The sequence below is a fragment of the Stenotrophomonas sp. 10L48 genome, assembly GCF_056395105.1.
In genome coordinates this window covers 177234-197190 of record NZ_JBFTIX010000005.1, presented here as the reverse complement: position 1 = coordinate 197190, position 19957 = coordinate 177234, and the positions used below count along the sequence as shown (strand labels likewise).

The 19957-nt window shown below is 66.9% G+C and carries 24 protein-coding genes; 17 read left to right on the top strand and 7 right to left on the bottom strand.

What is annotated here, in order from left to right; translation table 11 throughout:
* Window positions 1-11: 11 nt before the first annotated feature.
* Window positions 12-338: a ComEA family DNA-binding protein gene (locus AC1DCU_RS10220; RefSeq protein WP_033832065.1), complete on the bottom strand. Its 327-nt coding sequence runs from the start codon at window positions 336-338 to the stop codon at window positions 12-14.
* Between the two features lie 198 nt (window positions 339-536).
* Here AC1DCU_RS10220 and AC1DCU_RS10215 point away from each other — a divergent pair, with 198 nt between their 5' ends.
* The 4 genes from AC1DCU_RS10215 to murU all read left to right on the top strand — a co-directional run bounded on the left by AC1DCU_RS10215 (window position 537) and on the right by murU (window position 4182).
* Window positions 537-2030 (top strand): M20 family metallopeptidase, encoded by a 1494-nt coding sequence (locus AC1DCU_RS10215; protein ID WP_080149492.1) that lies wholly within the window; start codon window positions 537-539, stop codon window positions 2028-2030.
* 69 nt (window positions 2031-2099) lie between these two features.
* Window positions 2100-2369, top strand: coding sequence for a GlsB/YeaQ/YmgE family stress response membrane protein (locus AC1DCU_RS10210; RefSeq protein WP_025874000.1), 270 nt, complete (start codon window positions 2100-2102; stop codon window positions 2367-2369).
* Window positions 2370-2434: 65 nt separating this feature from the next.
* Window positions 2435-3460, top strand: a complete 1026-nt coding sequence (locus tag AC1DCU_RS10205) for an aminoglycoside phosphotransferase family protein (protein WP_442252382.1) — start codon at window positions 2435-2437, stop codon at window positions 3458-3460.
* Between the two features lie 11 nt (window positions 3461-3471).
* Window positions 3472-4182, top strand: coding sequence for an N-acetylmuramate alpha-1-phosphate uridylyltransferase MurU (murU, locus tag AC1DCU_RS10200; RefSeq protein WP_478013570.1), 711 nt, complete (start codon window positions 3472-3474; stop codon window positions 4180-4182).
* Between the two features lie 708 nt (window positions 4183-4890).
* Here the strand turns inward: murU and hda are convergent.
* From hda to AC1DCU_RS10185, 3 genes are read right to left on the bottom strand one after another with little or no spacing between them, the layout of a single operon-like run.
* Window positions 4891-5598: a DnaA regulatory inactivator Hda gene (gene hda, locus AC1DCU_RS10195; RefSeq protein WP_032977533.1), complete on the bottom strand. Its 708-nt coding sequence runs from the start codon at window positions 5596-5598 to the stop codon at window positions 4891-4893.
* On the bottom strand, window positions 5598-6770 hold the full coding sequence (locus AC1DCU_RS10190; RefSeq protein WP_080149494.1) for an AI-2E family transporter: 1173 nt from the start codon (window positions 6768-6770) through the stop codon (window positions 5598-5600). The genes hda and AC1DCU_RS10190 overlap by 1 nt, the downstream gene beginning before the upstream one ends.
* Complete coding sequence (locus tag AC1DCU_RS10185) at window positions 6767-7894, bottom strand: DUF2066 domain-containing protein (protein WP_223482051.1); 1128 nt, start codon at window positions 7892-7894, stop codon at window positions 6767-6769. The genes AC1DCU_RS10190 and AC1DCU_RS10185 overlap by 4 nt, the downstream gene beginning before the upstream one ends.
* 112 nt (window positions 7895-8006) lie before the next feature.
* Here AC1DCU_RS10185 and purM point away from each other — a divergent pair, with 112 nt between their 5' ends.
* From purM to AC1DCU_RS10150, 7 genes are all read left to right on the top strand, one after another.
* On the top strand, window positions 8007-9065 hold the full coding sequence (gene purM / locus AC1DCU_RS10180) for a phosphoribosylformylglycinamidine cyclo-ligase (RefSeq protein WP_442252321.1): 1059 nt from the start codon (window positions 8007-8009) through the stop codon (window positions 9063-9065).
* Window positions 9066-9087: 22 nt separating this feature from the next.
* A complete protein-coding gene (locus AC1DCU_RS10175; RefSeq protein WP_105163572.1) occupies window positions 9088-9585 on the top strand; it encodes a hypothetical protein in 498 nt (165 codons plus the stop codon).
* Window positions 9582-10004, top strand: coding sequence for a hypothetical protein (locus tag AC1DCU_RS10170; protein WP_025874007.1), 423 nt, complete (start codon window positions 9582-9584; stop codon window positions 10002-10004). The genes AC1DCU_RS10175 and AC1DCU_RS10170 overlap by 4 nt, the downstream gene beginning before the upstream one ends.
* A gap of 94 nt (window positions 10005-10098) precedes the next feature.
* Window positions 10099-10710, top strand: a complete 612-nt coding sequence (locus AC1DCU_RS10165) for a DUF2238 domain-containing protein (protein WP_170919604.1) — start codon at window positions 10099-10101, stop codon at window positions 10708-10710.
* Complete coding sequence (purN, locus tag AC1DCU_RS10160; RefSeq protein WP_442252320.1) at window positions 10707-11363, top strand: phosphoribosylglycinamide formyltransferase; 657 nt, start codon at window positions 10707-10709, stop codon at window positions 11361-11363. The genes AC1DCU_RS10165 and purN overlap by 4 nt, the downstream gene beginning before the upstream one ends.
* A 68-nt stretch (window positions 11364-11431) precedes the next feature.
* Window positions 11432-12229 (top strand): DUF3108 domain-containing protein, encoded by a 798-nt coding sequence (locus AC1DCU_RS10155; RefSeq protein WP_442252319.1) that lies wholly within the window; start codon window positions 11432-11434, stop codon window positions 12227-12229.
* 2 nt (window positions 12230-12231) lie between these two features.
* Window positions 12232-12915 carry a DUF3108 domain-containing protein gene (locus AC1DCU_RS10150; protein WP_032977526.1) on the top strand — a complete coding sequence of 228 codons (684 nt, stop codon included), beginning with the start codon at window positions 12232-12234 and terminating at the stop codon, window positions 12913-12915.
* Window positions 12916-13030: 115 nt separating this feature from the next.
* Here AC1DCU_RS10150 and AC1DCU_RS10145 read toward each other — a convergent pair whose 3' ends face one another.
* The 3 genes from AC1DCU_RS10145 to AC1DCU_RS10135 are packed head-to-tail and all read right to left on the bottom strand — an operon-like array spanning window position 13031 to window position 14868.
* Complete coding sequence (locus tag AC1DCU_RS10145; RefSeq protein ID WP_032977527.1) at window positions 13031-13345, bottom strand: hypothetical protein; 315 nt, start codon at window positions 13343-13345, stop codon at window positions 13031-13033.
* Window positions 13342-14616, bottom strand: coding sequence for a UDP-N-acetylglucosamine 1-carboxyvinyltransferase (murA, locus tag AC1DCU_RS10140; protein ID WP_025874013.1), 1275 nt, complete (start codon window positions 14614-14616; stop codon window positions 13342-13344). Before murA ends, AC1DCU_RS10145 begins: the two co-directional genes overlap by 4 nt.
* Window positions 14617-14637: 21 nt before the next feature.
* On the bottom strand, window positions 14638-14868 hold the full coding sequence (locus AC1DCU_RS10135; RefSeq protein ID WP_025874014.1) for a BolA family protein: 231 nt from the start codon (window positions 14866-14868) through the stop codon (window positions 14638-14640).
* Window positions 14869-14922: 54 nt separating this feature from the next.
* Here AC1DCU_RS10135 and AC1DCU_RS10130 point away from each other — a divergent pair, with 54 nt between their 5' ends.
* The 6 genes from AC1DCU_RS10130 to AC1DCU_RS10105 all read left to right on the top strand — a co-directional run bounded on the left by AC1DCU_RS10130 (window position 14923) and on the right by AC1DCU_RS10105 (window position 19939).
* Window positions 14923-15924: a KpsF/GutQ family sugar-phosphate isomerase gene (locus AC1DCU_RS10130; RefSeq protein ID WP_025874015.1), complete on the top strand. Its 1002-nt coding sequence runs from the start codon at window positions 14923-14925 to the stop codon at window positions 15922-15924.
* 66 nt (window positions 15925-15990) lie between these two features.
* Window positions 15991-16539 (top strand): KdsC family phosphatase, encoded by a 549-nt coding sequence (locus tag AC1DCU_RS10125; RefSeq protein WP_033830524.1) that lies wholly within the window; start codon window positions 15991-15993, stop codon window positions 16537-16539.
* Window positions 16536-17111 (top strand): LPS export ABC transporter periplasmic protein LptC, encoded by a 576-nt coding sequence (lptC, locus tag AC1DCU_RS10120; RefSeq protein ID WP_025874017.1) that lies wholly within the window; start codon window positions 16536-16538, stop codon window positions 17109-17111. Before AC1DCU_RS10125 ends, lptC begins: the two co-directional genes overlap by 4 nt.
* A 104-nt stretch (window positions 17112-17215) precedes the next feature.
* Window positions 17216-17740, top strand: coding sequence for a lipopolysaccharide transport periplasmic protein LptA (gene lptA, locus AC1DCU_RS10115; RefSeq protein ID WP_025874018.1), 525 nt, complete (start codon window positions 17216-17218; stop codon window positions 17738-17740).
* Entirely contained in the window at window positions 17740-18459 is a 720-nt protein-coding gene (lptB, locus tag AC1DCU_RS10110; protein ID WP_025874019.1) for an LPS export ABC transporter ATP-binding protein, read from the top strand. Before lptA ends, lptB begins: the two co-directional genes overlap by 1 nt.
* Window positions 18460-18499: 40 nt before the next feature.
* A complete protein-coding gene (locus tag AC1DCU_RS10105) occupies window positions 18500-19939 on the top strand; it encodes an RNA polymerase factor sigma-54 (protein WP_442251278.1) in 1440 nt (479 codons plus the stop codon).
* Window positions 19940-19957: the final 18 nt, after the last annotated feature.

Below are 19957 nucleotides of genomic sequence, written 5' to 3'. Positions count from 1 at the left end.
GATTCCTGTTGTCAGCGCCTGGGTACGGTTCGCACCGGTACCGATCCGGGTACCGGATCCGCAGGCAACATCGTGTTGCCAACGGTGATCCGTCGTCGATTCCGTTCGACGATCGATGTCCCTATCCCCTTCACCTGCGTCAGGTCCTCGACGCGGTGAAACGGGCCGTGTCTGCGCCGGTGCTCGACGATCGCCGCAGCCTTGGTGGCCCCGACCATCGTCAATCCCTGCTGCAGCGCCTGGGCATCGGCCCGGTTGATGTCGATCGGCTCGGCAGCTTGCGCTCCCGCGATCCACACTCCCAGCACCAGCGCCCTTAACACGACAAACCAAGGCACGACGTGTATCTCCTTGTGGTTCTGACCGTCCCGACCGGCAATCCCGTCGGTCGAAACAGTGTCCGTCACCACATGCACACAGCGTATAGGGTTCACGGATTTCTAAAAGCCAGCCAAATACCCGACGTGATGTAGGGAAAACCCTACCCTTGGCCGAGGCGTAGAATGGGCGGATCAGCCATGCAACCGGAGTTTCAGATGGACAGCGCCAAGCTCGGCCAATTCGTCAATGACAAGTGGGACAGCGAAATCGTCCCGCAGTTGGTCGACTACATCCGCATTCCCAACAAGTCGCCGATGTTCGACGCCAACTGGGTGCAGAACGGCTACATGGAGCAGGCGGTCACCCTGATGGAAACCTGGGCCAAGGCCCAGGACCTGCCCGGCCTGAAGGTCGAAGTGGTGCGCCTGGAAGGCCGTACCCCGCTGATTCTGCTGGAAATTCCGGCTACCGGCGCCGAAACCGGCGACGACACCATCCTGCTCTACGGGCACCTGGACAAGCAGCCGGAGATGACCGGCTGGGACGACGACCTGGGCCCGTGGACCCCGGTCCTGCGCGGCGACAAGCTGTATGGCCGTGGCGGTGCCGATGACGGCTACGCCATCTTCGGCTCGCTGGCCGCCGTGCTGGCACTGCAGGCCCAGGGCTTGCCGCATGCCCGCTGCGTGGTGCTGATCGAAGCCTGTGAAGAGTCGGGCAGCTACGACCTGCCGGCCTACGTGGACCATCTGGCTGACCGCATCGGCAAGCCGTCGCTGGTGGTCTGCCTGGATTCGGGCTGTGCCAACTACGACCAGCTGTGGTGCACCACCTCGCTGCGCGGCCTGACCGGCGGCAACTTCTCGGTGAAGGTGCTCAACGAAGGCGTGCACTCCGGTGACGCCTCCGGCGTGGTGCCGTCCAGCTTCCGCCTGCTGCGCCAGTTGCTGTCGCGCATCGAGGACCAGGACACCGGCCGCATCCTGATCGACGGCATGAACGTGGAGATCCCGGCCGAGCGCCTGGAACAGGCCAAGCGTGCCGCCGACGTGGTCGACACCGCGATCTTCGAGAAATTCCCGCTGGTCGATGGCCTCAAGCCGATGAACGACGACCTGACCGAGCTGGTGCTCAACCGCACCTGGCGCCCGGCCCTGTCGGTGACCGGCATCGGCGGCATGCCGCCGCTGGAATCGGCCGGCAACGTGCTGCGCCCGCATACCGCAGTGAAGCTGTCGCTGCGCCTGCCGCCCACTGCCGATGGCAAGACCTGCGGCGAGCTGCTGAAGGAAGCGCTGCTGCGCGATCCGCCGAACGGCGCGCAGGTCACCCTGGACCTGGAAAAGGCCTCCACCGGCTGGAACGCGCCGGCGATGGCACCGTGGCTGACCAAGGCCATCGACGATGCCAGCCAGACCTTCTTCGGCAAGCCGGCGATGTACATGGGCGAAGGCGGCTCGATCCCGTTCATGGGCATGCTGGGCGAGAAGTTCCCGGGCGCCCAGTTCATGATCACCGGCGTGCTCGGCCCGCACTCCAATGCCCACGGCCCGAACGAGTTCCTGCACATCCCGATGGGCAAGAAGGTCACCTCGTGCGTGTCCAAGGTGATCAGCGAGCACTACGCGGCCAGCCTGCGTGGCGAGACCAGCGGTTCGCCGGTGGCCGCCGACAGCGGCACCCGCCACGGCGACCACGGCTGCTGCTGATCCAGCACGCAGTGACGGACGCAGCCCGGCCTTGCTAGGCTGCGTCCAACCTTCCAGAGCAGTGATCGCATGAACGGTCTGTTTGGCAGCACCAGCTGGCTCTACATCATCCTGGTCGGCTTCTTCGTCGGCCTGCTGGGACGCTTCTTCATGCCCGGCAACAACCGCATGGGCTGCCTGCTGACCATCGTGCTGGGCATCATCGGCGCGCTGCTGGCCGGCTGGTTCGGCCAGTACATGGGCTGGTACGCGCCCGGTGAACCGGCCGGCTTCCTCGGCGCGGTGCTGGGTGCGGTCGTCGTGCTGGCGATCCTGCGCCTGTTCAGCGGCCGCCGCTGAGCCGCCCTCTCTTTTCCCATTCTGCCCCCGACGTTGGCGCGCCCGGCGCGCCCGGATATGCCTGCATGACCGAACCCGCCTCTGATCCCCAGCGCAGCGCACAGCGCCTGCAATGGGCCCGTACCCAGCTTGACGACGGCAACACCGTGGTCGAACGCGCCTCGGTCGACGCCGGCATGCGCAGCTACTGGCGCACCACCAGCCATCGCGGCAGCCACATCGTGATGGACGCCCCGCCGGGGCTGGAAGACCCCACGCCGTGGCTGCGCATGCGCGGCCTGCTGCACGATCACGGCCTGCGCGTGCCCGCCCTGCTTGCCCAGGACCTCGACGCCGGCTTCCTGCTGCTGGAAGACCTGGGCGGCCCGACGCTGGCGAAGATCCTCGACGAACGCAATGCCGACGAGTGGTTCAGCCGATCCATCGATCAGCTGCTGCGCCTGCAGGCCATTCCGGTGCCGGCCGATTTCGGCCAGTTCGGCGAAGCGCTGCTGCAGCGTGATGCCGGCCTGTTCGACGAGTGGTTCCTGCAACGCCATCTTGGCCTTGAACTGGACTGCGGCGAGATCGAAGGCCTGCAGCTGGTGCACCGTCGGCTGATGGACAACGCGCTGGGCCAGGCCCAGCTGATGACCCACCGCGACTACATGCCGCGCAACCTGATGCCGGTGGATGGCGGCCCGGCGGTGCTGGATTTCCAGGACCTGGTGCGTGGCCCGATCGCGTACGACGCGGTAAGTCTGTTCAAGGATGCCTTCCTGAGCTGGCCGCTGCAGCGCGTGGACGAATGGCTGGCGCAGTATCACCAGCGCGCACGCGATGCCGGCCTGCCGGTACCCGACCGTGCCACTTTCCTGCGCGATGCCGACTGGATGGGCATCCAGCGCCACGTGAAGATCCTCGGCCTGTTCTGCCGCCTGCGCTATCGCGACAACAAGGGCCACTACCTGGACGATGCGCCGCGCTTCATCACCTACCTCGATGAAGTGCTGCCGCGCTATCGCGAACTGGCGCCCCTGCAGCAGTTGCTGGAAACGCGGATCAAACCGGCACTGGCCGAGTTGGCCGCGCCGATGCGCGTGCAGCGCTGAAGGCCGCATCGATGAAGGCACTGATTTTCGCCGCCGGCCTGGGTGAGCGCATGCGCCCCCTCACCCTGCACACGCCCAAGCCACTGCTGGCGGTGGCCGGCAAACCCCTGATCGCGTGGCATCTGGAGCGGTTGGCTGCGCTCGGCATCCACGACGTGGTGATCAACACCGCGTGGCTCGCCGAGCAGTTCCCGGCCGCATTGGGCGATGGCAGCCAATGGGGCCTGCGCCTGCATTTCATGCACGAAGGCGATACCCCGCTGGAAACCGGTGGCGGCATCCTCAATGCATTGCCGGCGCTGGGGGACGATCCGTTCCTGGTAGTGAACGGCGATATCTGGACCGATTTCGATTTCGCCACGCTGCCGCGTGAACCGGCCGGCCAAGCGCATCTGGTACTGGTCGACAACCCCGCGCAGCACCCCAATGGCGACTACCGGCTGGACGCGCACGGTGTACTGCACCATGACCGCGAAGGCCCGTGCCTGACCTATGCGGGCATCGGCGTCTATCGTCCGTCGATCGTGGCCGATTGGCGTGCGGTGATCGGTGAGGCACCGGGCAGCGAGTGTGTGCCACCGAAGTTTTCGGTGGTGCCGTTGCAGAAGCATTTCATGGCACAGGGGCTGATGACGGGGCAGCACCATCGCGGGCGCTGGACCGATGTCGGGACCGTTGATCGCCTGCATGCGCTGGATGCGGAGTTGACCGCGAACGGCTGAGCCCGTCGTGGTTGGTCGCTTGAATCAAAAGCCGTGCTTGGCCGGGCGGGTGGGCCATGCAGGGGACGCTGCAAGTACGTCCATGTAAGCTCGATGGCGCCATCCATGGCGCCAACGCCCCTGCATGGCCCACCCGCCCGACCTCTGACAGTCTGCGTGTGCGTCCAGCCACGGAAAAGAAGGAAAAGCAGAAGCGGGTCGCTTCGCTCTGGTGACGACCAACGGTCGTCACCCACCACAAGCAGAGAACGTCGGATCCAAGGCAGTCCTTCCCCGGAAAGTCTCATCCACGCATGGCGTGGATCTACTTGTCRCCATCCATGGCGCCAACGACCTCTGACAAATTCCGTGCGCGTCCAGCCACGAAAAAGAAAAAGGAAAAGCAGAAGCGGGTCGCTTCGCTCTTGTGACGACCAACGGTCGTCACCCACTACAAGCAAGACACGTGTCGACCAGGGTCGACACCCACCAACAGCAGTGCAGAACGCCGACACGGCAGATCGCGGGAACCTGTCGAAGGCGGGGTGGCTCAGGTTGCGGGGGCGTGAGCGCCATGGATGGCGCGACCGAGGCTACAGGGACGTACTTGCGCCGTCCCCCGCAACCTGAGCCACCCCGCCATCCCACGGATAGCGAGCTTTTGCTGTTGACGTTGACGTTGCCCTGGCTTCGGCGGGTGCAGGGCGCAGCCCTGCCGAACCACACCCCTCAGTAACGAGGACGGCCTTCTTCCAGCACCTGGCGCAGGAACGGCACGGTAATCCGCCGCTTCGCCGCCAGCGATTCGCGATCCAGCCAGTCCAGCAACGTGATCAGACCACCCAGCTCGCGACCGGTGTGCGACAGCAGCCACTCGATGGCGGCCTCGTCGATCGCCAGCCCTCTGCGCAGCGCGCGCTCGCGCAACACCGCCGCGCGGCCTTCCTCGTCCAGCGGCTGCAACAGCACGCGCACGCATTGGCCCAGGCGCGAACGCAGGTCCGGCAGCACCAGGCCCAGTTCGCCCGGCGACTTCTGTGCGGTGTACAACACCGTCACGTCGGCAGCGCGCGCGCGGTTGTGGAAATCGAACAGCGCGATTTCATCCTCACGATTGCCTGCCACCGCATCCAGGCCATCCAGCGCCACCAGCTCGCGCTGCTCAAGCCCTTCCAGCGCCACCCGCACCCGGCCGACCACGCTGGCCAGCGGCACATAGGTCGGCAGGCGCCCGGCCTGCTCGGCGCTGGAGCACATCGCCAGCGCCTGGTGGGTCTTGCCGGTGCCGGCCGCGCCTTCCAGGTACACCCAGTCGTGGCTGGCCCCCACCGCGATGGCATGCAGCTGCGCCAGCGCGCCGTCCGGCGCGCCGATGAAGCTTTCCAGCCGCTGGTCCCGCGGGTAATGCAGGGCCAGCGGAAGTTGCGGCACACCAATCACTTCAGTTCCGGACCCTTGTCATTGCCAGGCACGATGATATGGGGCTGGTCGATCACACCATCAAGCACGATCGCGGGCTTCTCGCCGGCGTATAGCTCACTCTGGCGGTAACGCTGGTGCGCATAGCGCAACAGCACATTGCTGACCGCCGCCACCGGCAGCGCCAGCAGCATGCCCAGGAAGCCGAACAGCTGGCCGCCTGCCATCACCGCGAAGATCACCGCCACCGGGTGCAGGCCGATCTTGTCGCCGACGATGCGCGGGGTCAGCACGTAGCTCTCCAGCAGCTGGCCAACGGTGAACACCACGCCCACCAGAATCAGCAGTTTCAGGTCGAACCCCTGCGCCTGTACCAGCGCAGCCACGATCGCCATCAGGATGCCGGTGGTCGCGCCCAGGTAGGGAATGAAGCTGATCAGGCCGGCGATCAGGCCGATCAGCAGGCCCAGCTTGAGCCCGACCAGCGACAGGCCACCGGCGTAGATCACGCCCAGCGCCAGCATCACCAGGAACTGCCCGCGGATGAAGGCGCCGAGCACCTCGTTGGATTCACGTGCCAGGGTGGTGATCGTGCCGATCTGGTTGCGCGGGATCACCGATGCCACGCGTTCGACCAGCTTGTCCCAGTCACGCAGGAAGTAGAACGCCAGGATCGGCAGCAGCAACAGGTTGACCACCCAGGTCACCACCGTGAAGCCCGAGCGCGATACGTAGCCCATGAAGGTCGTGGCGAACCCGCCGGCCTGCTGCCAATGGCTGCGCACCCATTCGATCACACGGTCCGGATCCATCCACTGCATCACTTCCAGCCCGGTCTTCTGCTCGAACCAGGGAATGCCCTTCTCCATCAGCCAGGCCTGCGCCTGCGGGGCCGCGGCGATCAGGGTGCTGATCTGGCGCTCGATCATCGGCACCAGCACCAGCAGCAGCGCGACGATCACCAGCACCATTGCCACGAACACCAGCACCACGCCGGTCATGCGCGAGCGGCCGGTGTCCTCGATGCGGTCCACCAGCGGATCGCCCAGCCAGGCCAGCGCCAGCGCCAGCACGAACGGCGTCAGGATCGGCGCCAGCAGCCACACGACCCAGCCGATCAGGCCGGCCAGCAGGATGAACTTCAGCCGCCGCAGGAACTGCGCGATTTCCGCTTCCGGGGACAGGATCATCGCAGGCGGTACTCATTGCTGACCGGCGCCGGTGCCGGTGCACCGGTCGTATCGTCGATCGGCGTCGGCAGGGCCGGCAGTGTCGCCGACGGCACCAGCACGCCGTTGTCGCCGAGCATGCGGTTGAAGCCGGCCAGGCCGGTGGTCATTTCCAGATTCAGTTCCAGGTGGTCGGCGGTCGCGCGCAGCGGGGTGACGTTGCGCACCACCGCAACTTCACGCAGGCCGGCGGCCAGGCGCAGGTATTCGTCGGCGCTGTTGATGCCGGTCACCACCACGCGGTAGGTGCCCGCCTGGCCGGTGGCCGCACCGGCCTTTGCATAACGCTTGACCAGCGCGTCGGCAGCGCCATCGGCACCGGCGGCCATCGCGCGCATGGCGTTGGCGTCCTTGCTGGTCCACTTGTTCAGTTCCCGGCCGTTGTCGACGAACACCCAGTCCGCCTGCCAGCCGCCATTGGCGCGGTAAAGCTTGCCGATCAGCTGCATCGGCGGCGAATAGCGCGACGAGGCCCGCGCGACTGCGGCGCTGTCCTGGCGCCAGATGGCACCGGCCAGGGCCTGCTCGGCGGCGCCACCACTGGGCAGGCCGAGCTTGTAGCCGCGCTCGATGGCCCGGCTCAGCAGCGGCCGCGCAGCGTTGGCCTGCTGCACGCTGACCAGGCGCGGACCACTGCCGTCGTCGACGGCCAGCCACAGCACCGGCTTCGGCCGGGGCTGAGGCCACAGCGGAAGGCCCAGGGCCGACACCAGCCCGTCCACGTCATCCTCGCGGAAGCGCGCGACCAGCAGGGTACGGAAGCTCGGCGCACCGCTGGCGCCCACGCTCTGGTCCTGCTTGTAGTCGTAGCTGGCAACGTAGTCCTTGGCATTGCGCAACGCCTGCGCCACGCCGGGGCGCGACATGACGCTGCGATCGCCGGACAATTTGCCCAGTACAACGCTCAACGCGCGGGCAAGTGCACCGTTGCGGTCAGCCTCGGCTTGGCTGTTGACGGGCACTTCGGCCTCGTACGCACCACTGGCAGTGGCAACATCCCCCTCGGTTCGCATGCCGCTCTGGGCCATCGTGGCCACCGGCAGGCACAGCGCAAGGAGCAGGGTCAAAAACAGGCTGCGGCGCATCAGGACATCCATTGGCTCGACGTATCCGGGGGGAATTGTTGCCCGAATACGGCCTTTGCGCCAATGCGGCCTGTTAAAATCGGCGATTCAACCCCTGCCAGCGCCGACGCCCGTGACCAACAGCCCGTCTTCCGCCCCTTCTCCTCTCACCTACCGTGACGCGGGTGTCGACATCGACGCCGGCAACGAACTGGTCGAGCGGATCAAGCCCCTGGTCAAGCGCAGCTTCCGTCCGGAGGTGATGGGCGGCCTGGGTGGCTTCGGCGCCCTGTTCGACCTGTCCAACAAGTACCGCGAGCCGGTGCTGGTGTCGGGCACCGACGGCGTCGGCACCAAGCTGAAGCTGGCCCACCAGCTGAACCGCCACGATACGATCGGCATCGACCTGGTCGCCATGTGCGTGAACGACGTGCTGGTGCAGGGCGCCGAGCCCTTGTTCTTCCTGGACTACTTCGCCACCGGCAAGCTGGACATCGACACCGCCGCCGCGGTCGTGGGCGGCATCGCCAATGGCTGTACCGAGGCCGGCTGCGCCCTGATCGGCGGCGAAACCGCCGAGATGCCCGACATGTACGCGCCGGGCGAGTACGACCTGGCCGGCTTCACCGTCGCGGCCGTCGAAAAGAGCGAACTGAAGGACGGCGCCAATGTCACCGCCGGCGACGTGCTGATCGGCATCGCCTCGTCCGGCCCGCACTCCAACGGCTATTCGCTGGTCCGTCGCATCTATGACCGCGCCGGCCGCCCGGCCGAGCTGGAACTGGAAGGCGGGGTCAAGCTGGTCGATGCGCTGATGGCCCCCACCCGCCTGTACGTCAAGCCGATCCTGTCGCTGCTGAAGTCGCACGGCGATGCCATCCACGGCATGGCCCACATCACCGGTGGCGGCCTGACCGAGAACATCATCCGCGTGGTGCCCGAAGGCCTCGGCCTGGACATCCAGGCCTCGTCGTGGACCCTGCCGCCGGTGTTCCAGTGGCTGCAGAAGGAAGGCGCGGTGGCAGACAGCGAGATGTGGCGCACCTTCAACTGCGGCATCGGCTTCGTGCTGATCGTCGCTGCCGACCAGCTCGAGGCCGTATCCGCTGCGGTCAAGGCGGAAGGCCTGGAGCACTGGACGATCGGCCAAGTGGTCACCGCCCAGGGCGGCGAACGCGTCCACATCGCCTGATCCACTGGACAAAGGAACCCGCATGGACGCACCTCCTCCCTTGTCGACGCCGCCGGCTCCGCCGGTGCTGCCGCCGAACCCGGCCGTGCCGGTGTTCGGCCCGCAGGACGCCACCCAGCTACGCCAGCTGGCGATCGGCCACTATGTGGTCGCTGGCCTGATGGCGGTGTTCTCGCTGGTCTTCGTGCTGCACATCGTGCTGGGCATCGCCATGCTGTCCGGCTCGCTGCCGATGAAATCCGGCGGTGAACCGTCATCGCCGGAAGAGCAGCAGTTCGTCGGCTGGCTGTTCACCGTGATGGGCGTCTGCATCGTGCTCGGCGGGCTGACCCTGGCAGGCTTCGTGGCCTATGCCGGCCGCTGCCTGTCACGGCAGCGCCGCTACCTGCTGTGCATGATCGTGGCGGGGCTGGCGTGCCTGTTCACCCCCATCGGCACCATCCTCGGCGTGTTCACCCTGGTCGTGCTGCTGCGCCCGCAGGTGAAAGCCGCCTTCGCTGGCCAGGCGGGTGTGGCATGAGCGATGGCATGAACCCCCCGCCGCTGCCACGGCAGACCCTGGCCGACCTGCAGACCGCAAGCCACCTGCACAACCTGAAGATCCTGTTCTACGCGCTGGCCGGCTTCCATTGGCTGGCAGCGCTGGTCTTCCTCGGCTTTGTCGGCATCGTCGCCTTCGAACGCGGAATGGACGACGGCGCGGTGCTGGCGACGGTGTACGGCGCGGTGTCGCTGCTGGCCATCGGCTTGGGCTTCCTGCAGCTGCGCACCGCGCGGCTGCTTGGCCAGCGCAGCCATCTGGCCTGGTGTCGCGGCGCGGCCTGGGCAGCGGTGATGGCCGGCCCACTGGGCATGGCCCTGACCGCCTACGCGGTGTATTTCCTGCGCAAGCCGGAGATCGCCGCCCTGTTCGACCGCGGCGACCACGTCAGCGTCTGAGCTGGCAAGCGCATGTTCCGTCTCTTCTGCTGATCGCCCCGACATGTCCACGCCCGCTGCCTCCACGCTCGCCCGCAACCGCGCCACCCACTCCCTGTCGGCACCGAAGAAGGCCGCACTGGTCGCGGTGCTGGGCATCTTCGCCGCCACCTGGATCCATCCGCTGTGGCCGCTCGAGCAGACCCTGCACAGTTCGCTGACGGTGATCGGCCTGCTGGCCCTGTGGTGGGTGGACCGGCGCTGGCAGCTGGGCAACGGCGCGTTCATCGCCATCTGCGGCTTCATCGCCATCCACTGCGTGGCCGCGCGCTGGCTGTACTCCAACGTCCCGTATGACGCATGGCTGCAGTCGCTGCTCGGGTGGTCGCCGGACGCCGCCTTTGGCTGGCAGCGCAACCACTTCGATCGCCTGATCCACTTCCTCTATGGCGTCTGCTTCACCCCCGCATTGCTGCAGCTGGCGCGACATTCCTGGCCTGCGCTGCGCATCGGCCAGGCATTCACCCTGGCGGTGATGGCGGTGATGTGTTCCAGCCTGGTGTATGAGTGGCTGGAATGGGGCATCGCCCTTGCCCTGTCGCCGGAAGCGGCCGAGGCCTACAACGGCCAGCAGGGCGACATGTGGGACGCGCATGCGGACATGCTGCTGGCGACCCTGGGCAGCCTGTTGCTGTGGCCGCTGGTACGCCGGAGCGTGGTGCGATGAGCATCCGCCGAATCGCCGTGCTGGCATCCGGGCGCGGCAGCAACCTGCAGGCCATTGTCGACGCCATCGCGGCAGGGCGACTACAGGCCGAGATTGTCGGCGTGTTCTCCGATCGTCCCGATGCGACCGCCCTGGAGCGGGTGGCAACGGATCGGCGCTGGGGGCATGCGCCGAAGGAATTCAGCAACCGCGCCGCCTACGAGCAGGCGCTGGGTGATGCGCTGGCAGCATCCACGCCGGACTGGATCGTCTGCGCCGGCTACATGCGCATTCTGGGCGCCGATTTCGTACAGCGGTTCACTGGCCGCCTGGTCAACATCCACCCCTCGCTGCTGCCGTTGCACAAGGGCCTGCACACCCATGCACGGGCGCTTGAGGCCGGCGATAGCGAGCACGGCGCCAGCGTGCACCTGGTGGTGCCGGAACTGGATGCCGGCGCGGTGCTGGCGCAGGCCCGGGTTCCGGTGCTTGCCGGCGACGATGCGCAGACCCTGGCCGAACGCGTGCTTGCGGTGGAGCATCCGCTGCTGATCGCCACCCTGGAACTGCTCTGTGCAGGCCGCCTGGCTGAACGGGAAGGCCGGCCGATGTTCGACGGTCACCCCCTGTTTAGCCCCTTGGCTCTAGATTCCGCCGGAAACCTGAACCGGTAACGCCCGTGCACACGCCCCGCTGACTGCGGGGCTGGCATCCTGCTCCCCTCCTGCGGTTCCTGTCGGCCATGAAGACCACGTCCCTGCTGCGTACAACTCTGCTGCTGCCGCTTGCCGTCCTCGCCTGTGCGGGCTGGGGCCAGGCAACAGCGCCCGCTGCGCAGGCAACTGCGGAGGTGGCGCCGCCGGTGTTGCCTGCACTGGCCTGGGAGCCGCCGCCGCTGCAGCCGTTCAGCGCGACCTACCAGGCGTTCTTCAAGGGCAAGGAAGCAGGCGATGCGACCATGCAGGTCACCCACACCGGCGGCAGCCAGTGGCGGGTGGACATGCAGGTGGTCGGCCGCCGCGGCTTTGCCAGCGTGCTCGGCCTGAACATCGAGCAGAGCACGGTGTTCGAGGAGCGCAGCGGTGTGTATGCGCCGCTCAGCCAGAGCACGGTGCGCAAGGGCCTGTTCCTGGGCAAGAAGGCGGTCGGCACCTACAACTGGCAGGCCGGTACCGCGCAATGGAGCGGCGACGTGGAAAAGAAGCGCGCCCAGCCGATTCCACTGCAGGCCGGCGACCAGAGCGCGTTGCTGATCAACCTGGCGATCATGCGCGACGCCCGTCCCGGCGCGGCCATGCACTATCGCTACGTCGACATGGGCAAGGTGCGCCAGCACGATTACCAGGCCGCGGCGCAGACCGAGAACGTCGAGGTCGGCGACCTGTCCTACAACGCGCTGCGGGTGTATCGCACCAACGGCGGCAACAATGAAACCATTCTCTGGATCGCCAACGGTGTCCCCACCCCGGTGCGCATCCTGCAACGTGAAGACGGCGAAGATCGCGTCGATCTGCGCCTGATCGAATACCAAGGAGTCTGAGCATGAACACCCTGACCCGCCCCCTGACCTGGATCGCCGCTGCCGCACTGTCGGTGGCCAGCCTGCCGGCCATGGCCCTGCAGCCGTTCAAGGCCGACTACCTCGCCAGCTACATGGGCATGCAGGCCAATGGCAGCATGACCCTGGCCAGCGAAGGCACCAACAAGTGGCGTTACAGCCTGCAGGTCAAGAACCAGCTGGCGGACCTGAGCCAGACCACCGTGTTCGAGGAAGTGCGTGGGCAGTTGCGCCCGCTCAGCAGCCAGGACCGCTCTGCGCTGCTGGTGAAGAAGCGCAATGTGCAGGCCAACTACAACTGGACCAGCAACCAGGCCACCTGGACCGGCGACATCAAGCCGGACCGTGCCGGACCGATCGCCCTGAAGGCCGGCGACATGGACGCGCTGCTGATCAACCTGGCCATCGCCCGCGACCTGGCCGCCGGCAAGCCGCTGACCTATCGCATGGTCGACGAAGGCCGCATCAAGAACATGACCTACCGCGTGGTGGGCAAGGAATCGGTCACCGTCGGCGGCAAGAGCTACGAGGCCACCAAGGTCTCGCGCACCGACGGCAACAAGGAGCTGATCGCCTGGATCGTGCCGGAGTTCCCGGTGCCGGCGCGCATGCTGCAGCGTGAGAGCGGCCGCGATGCGCTGGACCTGACCATCAAGGCGATGAACTGACCGACCGCGCTGCGCGCTCGCCGGGCATGGCCCGGCGCTACCGCCCAACGTCGATCCACGCCATGCGTGGATTCATGCCCCGCACACAAAAACGCCCGCTTTCGCGGGCGTTTTTTCATTTCTTCGTTTCTTCCGCCGGCTTGAACTCGGTGCGGCAGTCGACCCGGATCTGCTCGCCCGTGGATCGGCGCACGAACGTGCGGCAATGGCGGTTGCCGTCCTGGCTGTCGTTCACCGCAACCGCGTAGAACGACTGGATGATCTCGTCACGGCTTACCGTGCCGTCGCCATTCCAGTCCATGTCCTTCTGCTCGATGCCCTTGGTGATGGCGATGTTGGCGTACCAGGCATAGCCCAGCCACGCCAGCACGATCAGCACCAGCACCAGCAGCGCCTTGCGGCGACGGCTGAACCTGCCGCGCAGGATCATGCGGCCACGCGCCGGATGGTGGCGCCGAGCGAAGACAGCTTTTCTTCGATGTTTTCGTAGCCGCGATCAAGGTGGTAGATGCGATCGATGGTGGTATCGCCATCGGCCATCAAGCCGGCCAGGATCAGCGACGCGGACGCGCGCAGGTCGGTTGCCATCACCGGTGCACCGCTCAGGCGCTCGTGACCACGCACGATGGCCGTGTGGCCTTCCACCTGCACATCCGCGCCGAGGCGCAGCAGCTCGTTGACGTGCATGAAACGGTTCTCGAAGATCGTTTCATTGATCACGCCCACGCCGTCGGCCACGCAGTTGAGCGCCATGAACTGCGCCTGCATGTCGGTCGGGAACGCCGGATACGGCGCGGTGGTCAGGTTGACTGCCTTCGGCCGCTTGCCGTGCATGTCCAGGGTGATGCTGTCTTCGGTGGTCTCGATGGTCGCGCCGGCTTCCACCAGCTTGGCCAGCACCGCGTCCATGGTGTTCGGGCGCGCACGGTTGACGGTGACCTTGCCACCGGTCATCGCTGCGGCCACCAGGAAGGTGCCGGTTTCGATGCGGTCGGGCAGCACTTCATGGCGGCCACCGGACAGGCGTTCGACGCCTTCGATGACCAGGCGGGCGGTGCCCAGGCCTTCGATCTTCGCGCCGAGAGCGATCAGGCAATGCGCCAGGTCGGTGACTTCCGGTTCCATCGCCGCGTTGTCGAGGATGGTGGTGCCTTCGGCCAGCACTGCGGCCATCAGCACGTTCTCGGTACCGGTCACGCTGACCATGTCGAAGGTGAAGTGGCCACCCTTCAGGCGCTTGGCGGTGGCCTTGATGAAGCCGTTCTCGACCACGATGTCGGCACCGAGTGCCTGCAGGCCCTTGATGTGCTGGTCGACCGGGCGCGAACCGATCGCGCAGCCGCCGGGCAGCGATACTTCGGCCGCGCCGAAGCGGGCCAGCAGCGGGCCCAGCACCAGGATCGAGGCGCGCATGGTCCTGACCAGTTCATACGGAGCCACATGCTGGTTGACCGGACGCGGGTCGACCACGATCGCGCTGCCACGCGAGAGCGTGCCCTGGTCGATGGTCACGTTCGCGCCCAGTTCGCCCAGCAGCTTCACCGTGGTGACCACATCGTGCAGATGCGGCACGTTGGTGATCTCCACCGGCGCATCGGCCAGCAGGGTCGCGCACAGGATGGGGAGGACGGCGTTCTTGGCGCCGGAGATGCTTACTTCACCGTGCAGCGCAGCGCCGCCGGTCACAACGATCTTGGCCATGTATTGGGGATCTTCTGCGGTTCAGCCGGCTTCGGCCGGGGTCACGGTTTTCAGTGCGAGCGCGTGGATCGCGCCGCCCATCAGGTCACCCAGAGTGGCATACACCATCCGGTGGCGGGCCAGCGGCAGCTTGCCGGCAAAGGCCTCGCTGACCACGGTCGCTTCGAAATGCACGCCATCGTCACCCTGCACGTCGGCGCGGGCGCCGGGCAGGCCGGTTTCGATCAGATTGCGGATGGTGTCGGCGTCCAACGGGCTTTCCTAATAAAATGTGCGTCCATTCTACTTCCGCTGCGTGGCGTCCGCATGGCCGAATCCCTGTTGCCCCCCCGTTCCGCCGACCCTGCCGCCCTGGTCGCCAGTGGCCGGCGCGTGTTCGAGATCGAACGGCAGGCGCTGGACGCCGTGGCCGACCGCCTCGGCGATGCCTTCCAGCAGGCCTGCCGGGCGATCCTGGGCAGCCGCGGCCGGGTAGTCGCCACCGGCATGGGCAAGTCCGGCCATGTGGCACGCAAGATCGCCGCCACCCTGGCCTCCACCGGCACCCCGGCGTTCTACGTGCACCCGGGCGAGGCCGGCCATGGTGACCTGGGCATGATCACCGAGGACGACGTGGTGCTGGCCCTGTCCTATTCGGGTGAATCGGATGAGCTGCTGATGCTGCTGCCGGTGCTCAAGCGCCAGGGCAATGTGCTGATCGCCATGACCGGCCGCCCGCAGTCGAGCCTGGCCAGCGCCGCCGATTTCCACCTGGATGTGAGCGTGCCGGCCGAAGCCTGCCCGCTGGCGCTGGCGCCCACCTCCAGCACCACCGCCTCGCTGGCGATGGGTGACGCGCTGGCGGTGGCCCTGCTGGATGCACGCGGCTTCACCGCCGACGATTTCGCCCGTTCGCACCCGGCCGGCAGCCTCGGCCGCCGCCTGCTGCTGCACATCACCGACGTCATGCACACCGGCGAGGACCTGCCCAAGGTCGATGTCGGCGCCAGCCTCAGCGAAGCGCTGATGGAGATGAGCCGCAAGCGCCTGGGCATGACCGCCGTGGTCGACGACCAGGGCGTGCTGATCGGGCTGTTCACCGACGGCGACCTGCGCCGCGCCCTGGACACCGACCTGGACGTGCGCACCGCCAGGATCGCCGATGTGATGACCCGGCAACCGCGCACCATCAGCGCCGACAAGCTGGCGGTGGAGGCTGCGCGGCTGATGGAAACCCACAAGATCACCGGCCTGATCGTGGTCGACAGCCAGGGCCGCGCGGTCGGCGCCCTGAACATTCATGACCTGTTGCGGGCGCGGGTGGTTTAACCGACAGTCCGTAGACCCCATTCAGTCTGTACCAACGAGCCCGCAACCACCGAGTCCGATGCCCTGATGCCCTGGTCCCCCCTGCCCGCCTTCCCCACCCACCTGCATGCCGTTGCGGCCGGTATCCGCCTGGCCTGCTTCGACGTGGACGGCACCCTCACCGACGGTCGGCTGTACTACGACAAGGATGGCAATGAGAGCAAGGCGTACTTCGTGCAGGATGGCCTGGGCCTGAAACTGCTGCAGCAGCACGGCATCCACCCCGTGCTGATCACCGCGCGCAACAGCCAGTCCGCGCTCAAGCGCGGCGCCGACCTGGGCATCGACACCCAGATTGCCGTCGGCGACAAGCTGGCCAGCGTGCAGGCGCTGTGCGCCCAGCACGGCATCGGCCTGGAGCAGGTGGCCTTCATGGGTGACGACCTGCCCGACCTGGCGCCACTGGGCGCGGTCGGCCTGGCGGTGGCTCCGGCCAATGCCCATCCGTGGATCGCCGAGCGCGTGCACTGGATCACCCGTGCTGACGGTGGCCGTGGTGCCGCGCGCGAGCTGTGCGACGTGCTGCTGGCCGCGCAGGGCCGCGTGGACGCCGTGCTGGCGAGGTTCGGCGCATGAATGCCCCCACCCTGAACTGGCGGATGATCCTCGGCGTCGGCCTGCTGCTGGCCGCCCTGCTGAGCAGCTGGGCGGCGCTGCGCAACCGCGAAAAGGCACCTGCCGTCGAAGGCCAGGACGCCGGCGTGGACTACATCCTGCACGATTTCCAGATCGTCGCCCTGGACGAACATGGCAAGGAATCGACCACCCTGCGCGCGCCCCTGCTGGAACGCCAGCGTGGCGACCAGACGCTCAACATCACCACGCCGCTGTTCGAAATGCCCGACAAGGACGGCAAGCACTGGACGCTGCGCGCCCAGACCGGCTGGCTCAGTGCCAAGGGCGACGAGATGAAGCTGCGGGGCAACGTCGCCGGCGACAGCCCGGCCGGCCCGGGCGTGGTCCCGACCACCTTCCGCACCGACCACCTGGATGTATTCCCGAAGGACAACCGCGCCCGCACCGATGCCCTGGTGACCATGACCCGGCCCGGCATGGAGCAGTCCGGCGTCGGGTTCGAGGTGGATTCGAAGAACAACACGTATCATTTCCTCAGCCAGTCCAAGGGCCGTTACACGCCCAAGCGCTGATTCCGCCGCCCGCCCGCGACGTCTTCCGACAGGCGCGAAGCAGGCAGCCCCCACCCGCCGCCCCCGGTCCCGCCGGAGGGCCACCACCGGTAGAACGGACCCCGATGAAGATTCCCTTTGCAGCCGTGCTCGCACTCAGTCTTCTTGTCCCCGCTGTCGCCTTTGCCAAGTCGACGGACCGCAATGAAGCGATGAACATTGATTCCGGTGCGCAGTCCGGCACCCTCACCGGTGATGGCAAGACCGTGCTGTCCGGTGGCGTGATCATCACCCAGGGCACCCTGGACCTGCGCTCGTCCGAAGCGGAGATCTACCTCAAGGGCGGCGAAGCCGTGCGTGCGGTGTTCACCGGCAAGCAGGCCAAGATGAAGCAGCAGCTCGACGATGGCACCTGGATGGATGCGGTGGCCGACCGGATCGACTACGACATCACCACCGAGATCATCACCCTGACCGGCAACTACAAGGTCACCAGCGCGCGCGGCACCAATGCGGGCCAGCGCATGGTCTACAACACCCGCAGCGGTGAAATGAACTCCGGCGGTGATGGCAGCCGCGTGCGCACCGTGATTCCGCCGAAGAACAAGACGCCTGCTGCCGCTCCGGCTCCGGCTGGAGGCAAGAAGTAATGCTCGTCGCAACTGGCCTGCGCAAACGCTACAAGCAGCGCGAAGTCGTCAAGGACTTCGGGCTGACCCTGGACGCCGGTGAAGTGGTTGGCCTGCTCGGTCCCAACGGTGCCGGCAAGACCACCTGCTTCTACATGATCGTCGGCCTGGTCGGTGCCGATGCCGGCAGCATCGTGCTGGACGGCAAGGACATCACCGGCGATCCGATGTACACCCGCGCCAAGCAGGGCGTGGGCTACCTGCCGCAGGAACCGTCGGTGTTCCGCAAGCTGACCGTGGCCGACAACCTGCGCCTGGTGCTGGAACTGCGCGAGGACCTGGATTCGGCGGGCCGCGAGCGCGAACTGAACAGCCTGCTCGACGAACTGCAGCTTGGGCATGTTTCCGAACAGCTCGGCGCCAGCCTGTCCGGTGGTGAGCGCCGTCGCTGCGAGATCGCCCGTGCACTGGCCGCCAAACCGCGGCTGATCCTGCTCGACGAACCCTTCGCCGGTGTCGACCCGATCTCGGTCGGTGAAATCCAGCGCATCGTCACCCATCTCAAGCAACGCGGCATCGGTGTGCTGATCACCGACCACAACGTGCGCGAGACCTTGGGAATCTGCGACCGCGCGTATATCCTCGCAGAGGGCACCGTACTGGCCCAGGGCTCGCCCGAGGCGATCCTGGACAATGCCGACGTGCGTCGCGTCTACCTTGGGGATTCCTTCAAGCTGTAACCGCGGCCGCCGGGCCCTCTCCCTTCCGTTCGGCACAGGCATGAAGACTCGGCTGCAGACATCGTTGGGACAGCAGCTGGTGCTTACGCCCCAGCTGCAGCAGGCGATCAAGCTGCTGCAGATGTCCACGACCGAGCTGGAGCTGGAAATCGCCCAGGCGGTGGAGAGCAATCCGCTGCTGGACTGGTCGGACAGCAGCGACGAAGGCGCCGGTGTCGACAAGGACGGCAGCAGCGAGGACGCGGGCGGCGACAATGACGCCCCACCCGACAACGCTGAAAGCAGCGGCGACGACTGGGCGCCTGCCGAGCTGGACTGGAGCAGTGGCGGCAGCGGCGGTAGTTTCGATGACGACGACGACAACGGCAGTGCCGCCGAACGCGTTGCCGAAACCGAAACCCTGGCCGACCACCTGCTGTGGCAGCTGCACCTGACCCACCTGTCCAAGCGCGACCGCAGCATCGGCGCCGCGCTGATCGATTCATTGGAAGACGACGGCTATCTGCGCGAGCCGCTCTCGGCCATCGCCGAAGCGCTGTTGCCGGCAATCCACGCCGGTGAAGACGAAATCCTGACCGTGCTGCACCAGATCCAGCGCTTCGACCCCGTAGGCGTGGCCGCACGCAGCCTCGGCGAATGCCTGCAACTGCAGCTGGACGTGCTTCCTGCCGACACCCCGTGCCTGGCCCTGGCCCGGCAGGTTGCTGCCGGCCCACTGGAACAACTGCCGCGCTCGGGCGTGACCGGCCTGGCCCAGCAGTTGAAGCAGCCGCTGGCCGAGGTCGAGACCGCCGTGGCCCTGCTGCGCTCGCTGGACCCGCGCCCCGGCACCCAGATCGCCCCGCTCGCCCAGGACACCTACGTGGTGCCCGACGTCGTCGTATGGCGGCAGAACGGCATCTGGCGCGCCGCGCTGGCCGCCCATGCCGGCCCCAAGCTGGTGATCCACCGCGGTTACGAGCAGATGATCCGCCGCTGCGGTGACGCCGATGCCGGTTATCTGCGCGGCCAACTGCAGGAGGCGCGCTGGCTGCTGAAGGGCCTGCAGGCGCGAGGCGAGACGCTGTTGCGGGTAGTGCGAAGCCTGATCCAGCAGCAGGCCGGCTTCCTTGAATTCGGCGAACAGGCACTGCGCCCGTTGACCCTGCGCGAGATCGCCGGCGAACTGGGCCTGCACGAATCCACCGTATCGCGCGCGATCGCCCGCAAACATGTGCGTACGCCACGCGGCACCCTGCCGCTGCGCGCCTTCTTCGCTTCGGGCATCGACACCGAAGGCGGCGGCGAAGCGTCCAGCACCGCCATCCAGGCCATGATCCGGCGCCTGATCGATGACGAGAACCCACGCAAGCCGCTTTCTGACGCCAAGCTGGCTGACCTGCTCAAATCGTCGGGAATCCCAGTAGCGCGCCGCACCGTGGCGAAGTATCGTGAGGCCATGAACATCTCCGCCTCGCACGAAAGAGTCAGAATCGTTTGACGCGCCGCCGCGCCCGGC

Excerpts from the sequence above, each read along its gene's own strand:
- murA (WP_025874013.1), bottom strand. The coding sequence starts at position 14,616 with ATGGCCAAGATCGTTGTGACCGGCGGCGCTGCGCTGCACGGTGAAGTA.
- AC1DCU_RS10190 (WP_080149494.1), bottom strand. The coding sequence starts at position 6,770 with ATGATCCTGTCCCCGGAAGCGGAAATCGCGCAGTTCCTGCGGCGGCTG.
- AC1DCU_RS10210 (WP_025874000.1), top strand. The coding sequence starts at position 2,100 with ATGAACGGTCTGTTTGGCAGCACCAGCTGGCTCTACATCATCCTGGTC.
- AC1DCU_RS10150 (WP_032977526.1), top strand. The coding sequence starts at position 12,232 with ATGAACACCCTGACCCGCCCCCTGACCTGGATCGCCGCTGCCGCACTG.
- AC1DCU_RS10215 (WP_080149492.1), top strand. The coding sequence starts at position 537 with ATGGACAGCGCCAAGCTCGGCCAATTCGTCAATGACAAGTGGGACAGC.
- AC1DCU_RS10175 (WP_105163572.1), top strand. The coding sequence starts at position 9,088 with ATGGACGCACCTCCTCCCTTGTCGACGCCGCCGGCTCCGCCGGTGCTG.
- lptB (WP_025874019.1), top strand. The coding sequence starts at position 17,740 with ATGCTCGTCGCAACTGGCCTGCGCAAACGCTACAAGCAGCGCGAAGTC.
- purN (WP_442252320.1), top strand. The coding sequence starts at position 10,707 with ATGAGCATCCGCCGAATCGCCGTGCTGGCATCCGGGCGCGGCAGCAAC.
- AC1DCU_RS10170 (WP_025874007.1), top strand. The coding sequence starts at position 9,582 with ATGAGCGATGGCATGAACCCCCCGCCGCTGCCACGGCAGACCCTGGCC.
- AC1DCU_RS10125 (WP_033830524.1), top strand. The coding sequence starts at position 15,991 with ATGCCCTGGTCCCCCCTGCCCGCCTTCCCCACCCACCTGCATGCCGTT.
- AC1DCU_RS10185 (WP_223482051.1), bottom strand. The coding sequence starts at position 7,894 with ATGCGCCGCAGCCTGTTTTTGACCCTGCTCCTTGCGCTGTGCCTGCCG.
- lptA (WP_025874018.1), top strand. The coding sequence starts at position 17,216 with ATGAAGATTCCCTTTGCAGCCGTGCTCGCACTCAGTCTTCTTGTCCCC.
- lptC (WP_025874017.1), top strand. The coding sequence starts at position 16,536 with ATGAATGCCCCCACCCTGAACTGGCGGATGATCCTCGGCGTCGGCCTG.
- AC1DCU_RS10145 (WP_032977527.1), bottom strand. The coding sequence starts at position 13,345 with ATGATCCTGCGCGGCAGGTTCAGCCGTCGCCGCAAGGCGCTGCTGGTG.
- AC1DCU_RS10205 (WP_442252382.1), top strand. The coding sequence starts at position 2,435 with ATGACCGAACCCGCCTCTGATCCCCAGCGCAGCGCACAGCGCCTGCAA.
- AC1DCU_RS10130 (WP_025874015.1), top strand. The coding sequence starts at position 14,923 with ATGGCCGAATCCCTGTTGCCCCCCCGTTCCGCCGACCCTGCCGCCCTG.
- murU (WP_478013570.1), top strand. The coding sequence starts at position 3,472 with ATGAAGGCACTGATTTTCGCCGCCGGCCTGGGTGAGCGCATGCGCCCC.
- AC1DCU_RS10155 (WP_442252319.1), top strand. The coding sequence starts at position 11,432 with ATGAAGACCACGTCCCTGCTGCGTACAACTCTGCTGCTGCCGCTTGCC.
- AC1DCU_RS10105 (WP_442251278.1), top strand. The coding sequence starts at position 18,500 with ATGAAGACTCGGCTGCAGACATCGTTGGGACAGCAGCTGGTGCTTACG.